This window comes from Alkalibacterium sp. m-11, assembly GCF_054658155.1.
In genome coordinates this window covers 1-3,480 of record NZ_BAAGIR010000170.1, presented here as the reverse complement: position 1 = coordinate 3,480, position 3,480 = coordinate 1, and the positions used below count along the sequence as shown (strand labels likewise).

At 44.4% G+C, this 3,480-nt stretch carries 4 protein-coding genes; 1 reads left to right on the top strand and 3 read right to left on the bottom strand.

The features are described 5' to 3' along the window. Window positions 1–254: 254 nt before the first annotated feature. Window positions 255–680: a large conductance mechanosensitive channel protein MscL gene (gene mscL / locus ACYQ2O_RS11140; RefSeq protein ID WP_459770463.1), complete on the top strand. Its 426-nt coding sequence runs from the start codon at window positions 255–257 to the stop codon at window positions 678–680. Between the two features lie 203 nt (window positions 681–883). Here the strand turns inward: mscL and phnE (ACYQ2O_RS11135) are convergent, their stop codons facing one another. The 3 genes from phnE (ACYQ2O_RS11135) to phnC are packed head-to-tail and all read right to left on the bottom strand — an operon-like array spanning window position 884 to window position 3,257. After that, window positions 884–1,687: a phosphonate ABC transporter, permease protein PhnE gene (phnE, locus tag ACYQ2O_RS11135; RefSeq protein ID WP_346023870.1), complete on the bottom strand. Its 804-nt coding sequence runs from the start codon at window positions 1,685–1,687 to the stop codon at window positions 884–886. After that, window positions 1,684–2,490 carry a phosphonate ABC transporter, permease protein PhnE gene (gene phnE / locus ACYQ2O_RS11130; RefSeq protein ID WP_459770462.1) on the bottom strand — a complete coding sequence of 269 codons (807 nt, stop codon included), beginning with the start codon at window positions 2,488–2,490 and terminating at the stop codon, window positions 1,684–1,686. Before phnE (ACYQ2O_RS11130) ends, phnE (ACYQ2O_RS11135) begins: the two co-directional genes overlap by 4 nt. Further along, window positions 2,487–3,257 carry a phosphonate ABC transporter ATP-binding protein gene (gene phnC, locus ACYQ2O_RS11125; protein ID WP_346023868.1) on the bottom strand — a complete coding sequence of 257 codons (771 nt, stop codon included), beginning with the start codon at window positions 3,255–3,257 and terminating at the stop codon, window positions 2,487–2,489. Before phnC ends, phnE (ACYQ2O_RS11130) begins: the two co-directional genes overlap by 4 nt. Between the last annotated feature and the right edge of the window lie 223 nt (window positions 3,258–3,480).

The following is a 3,480-nucleotide window of genomic DNA, read 5'->3' as shown; positions in this document are numbered from 1 at the left end:
AAAATAATAAAAAAAATTATTAAAGATACAAAAATAGCAAAATAGTACCCTATTTTGAGCATTTTTAAACCCCGGTAAATCCCTTAGTGTAGGGATTTATCGGGGTTTTGGGTGTTAAAGATGAGAGTATACCGGGATAGAAGGACTATCTCCACCCTTTTTTTGTAAAAATCTTGTAAATGTGACTAAACTTTTACTTTTTTATTTTCTGCTGGATAGTTTAGAATAGAATACAGTAAGTATTTGGAGAGAGGATGTTTATATTGATTAAAGAATTTCGAACATTTTTAATGCGCGGAAATGTGATTGAGCTGGCTGTCGGAATCGTTATGGGTACCGTATTTACAGCTATAGTGACTGCTCTGGTTGAGCATGTGATTACTCCCATCATCGTAGCAGTAACGGGGAATGCCAGTGTCGACCAACTTGCATTACAGATCGGATCAGCAGAAATTGGATATGGACAATTTCTTCAAGCTGTCATTGATTTTGTACTTATCGCACTTGTACTCTTTGTCATCATCAAAGTGATCAACAATCTCTCCCGGAAGCCGGAGGAAGCAGAGGAAGTTGAAGTAGAGGCGCCGAGCGTAGAAAATTACTTGGAAGAAATACGCGACCTGCTTGCAGAGAGAGCGGATACCCCTAATTTATCACGTGATGACCGTCCTTTAGAATAAGGCCTTCTTATAAAGAGTGTTATCAAAAGACCAGCCGACTGCCTCAACAGCAGCGGCTGGTCTTTTGCACTCTAATTTCAAGATGAATGGGTGGCTCGATTTTAAATATATATTTTGACTGGCGTTAATTTGATTTCAGAAATTTTAAACTATCATGACCTAGGAAACAGAAAAAGCTGCCCAGCATATCAGCTTGAGCAACTTCAGACTAAGTTCGACCTTATCTTTCCACTTATTTTATCAATGATCACGACGAACACGATGACAATGATCAGAATCACACCGACTTCTTCCCAATGCCTCTGCTGCTGTGAAAGAATCAGCGGAACCCCGATGCCTCCAGCTCCGACTAGTCCAAGTATCGTTGAAGCCCGGACATCTATTTCAAAACGGAACAGCGAGATTGACAAAAATTGCGGCAGGATCTGAGGGAGAATGCCATACCAGAACGCCTGCAGGTCATTGCCTCCGCTGGCTTTGATTGCTACGATCGGCGCCTGATCGATCGACTCGATGCTTTCCGAATACAGTTTGCCGATCATGCCAATCGAATTGACGCTGATAGCCAATACACCTGCAAAGGATCCAGGACCGACGGCGGCCACAAAGAACACGCCGAACAGCAGCTCCGGTATCGAACGGATAGCATTTAAAAACAGTTTGCCTAGGTAACTGGCTCGGCCTCCACTGTTCCTTGCCGCTAGTATCGCAACCGGCAGGGCAAACAAGGAAGCAGCAATCCCTCCTGCATAGGCAATAGCAATCGTTTCGATCATCTGCCAGCCTCTCTCCACAAACGAAGGCCAATAGGTTGGGTCAATGAGAGGGACGACAAATAACCTGTAAAGAATCGTTCCTGGAGAAGACTGCGAGGAGGCAATGGAAAAATCCTGTGACCAGAGACTGAACGCATACAAAAAACTCAGACTCATCACTACGAGATAGATCATTGTTTTCTGTTTTAACGTACGTTGAGACCGAAGAGAAATTCTGTCCTTGTTTTTCACGCGAGTCTGCTCCTTACTGTCTGGCTGATATAATCGATCACACTGATGGCAAGAAATAATACGAATATGATGAGCCCTAAACGGTCATACCTGAATAAGCTCATCTGTCGTCTGATCAGCTGACCGATCCCCCCTGCACCTACAAAGCCCAGTACAACGGAGGCTTTTAAATTGATTTCAAGTACATACAATATATGTGAGAGATAAATTGGTGTGATCTGTGGCAAAACGCCATACCGGATAACTTGAGGGTTATTTCCGCCCATTGCCTTGATGGCCTGGATTGGCCGTTCATCAATCGATTCGACCGATTCACTGGTCAGCTTAATTAGGATTGCTGCCGAGTAAATCATGAGTGCCAGAATACCGGATACCGAGCCTAAACCTACAACGGCTACCATGAGTACGACCATTATAATGTTCGGGATCGACCGGACGATGGTCAAGGCAACTCGCATCCCTCCGTATGATAAAGGGTGTCTGTTCAATGTTGATGACGAAAAAAAAAGTAGCGGAAAAGCCATGATCGCAGCCAGTGTCGTGCTGATCAAGGCAATATTGAACGTTTCGATCAGCTGATTCACTACTGTTGAAAAGTAGCCGAAGTCAGGCGGAAAAAAGTCCTCTGTCAGCATGCGGAATAATATCGGAAATGCCGACAGCATACGGGTCAGCGAGGCATTAGTCTGACGAATCGCAAGGGAGTAGAGCACGAGAACGCCCGCACTGAAACCAATCAGTTTGATGTAGAATGACGGCTTGAATAGCCTGACTTTACTAGAAGAGGTCTTTTTTTGTTTCACGAGGCGTCCCCTCTTTTCTCATCCGCACGAATCGGGCGGCCGTATATCTCTTCAAATGTCTGTTCAGTGACTTCATCGATGTGGCCGTCAAATACCACTTCACCATCCCGCATCCCAATGATCCGGTCGGCATATTCCATTGCCAGATCGATGAAGTGCAGATTGACTAATGTTGTCAGCCCATCTTCTTTACTTACACGCTTCAGGTCTCTCATGACCTGATGAGATGTTGGAGGATCGAGTGACGCAACAGGTTCGTCTGCCAGAATGACTTTAGGCTGCTGTGTCAGGACACGTGCTATACTGACCCTCTGCTGCTGCCCTCCACTGAGCTGGTCGGCTCGGACATAAGCCTTCTCATCGATACCGATTCGTTTGAGATTGTTCATAGCGAGCTGGAGGTCTGCTTGAGGAAACCGCCCGATCAGACTGTTGAAGGTCGATGTATGACCCAGCCGACCGACCACCACATTTCTCAGGACAGACATGCGTTTGACGAGATTATAGTCCTGAAAAATGATGCCAATCTGTGTACGCAAGACACGCAGCTTCGACTCTTTTAATTTGGAAATAGTCTGACCGTCGACGATCACTTCTCCTTCAGTAGGCACGACCATCCGGTTGATGCAGGTCATTAGAGTAGACTTTCCGGCACCGGACATCCCTACGATGACAACGAACTCGCCTTTATTTATCTTTATATTCACATTTTTTAATGCTTCGACCCCATTTGAATATCTTAATGAGACATTTTTGAATTCGATCACGCAGCTACCCTCTTTTCATGAACTTCGATCTGTCTATTTTATCTTACTATTCAGTATACTATTTTTTCCACTCTATTTCGATTGTCTCCTATTGTCAGTATGTGTCAAGACTTTGGCGGAAACTTTTTTTCTAGAGATGGTAACTCTTCAATTTTAATATTAAAATGGCTCATTCTGTGTGTTTCATTACCCAAACATTTTCTTCAGTTGTCCCATTGGACTT

Excerpts from the sequence above, each read along its gene's own strand:
- mscL (WP_459770463.1), top strand. The coding sequence starts at position 255 with ATGTTTATATTGATTAAAGAATTTCGAACATTTTTAATGCGCGGAAAT.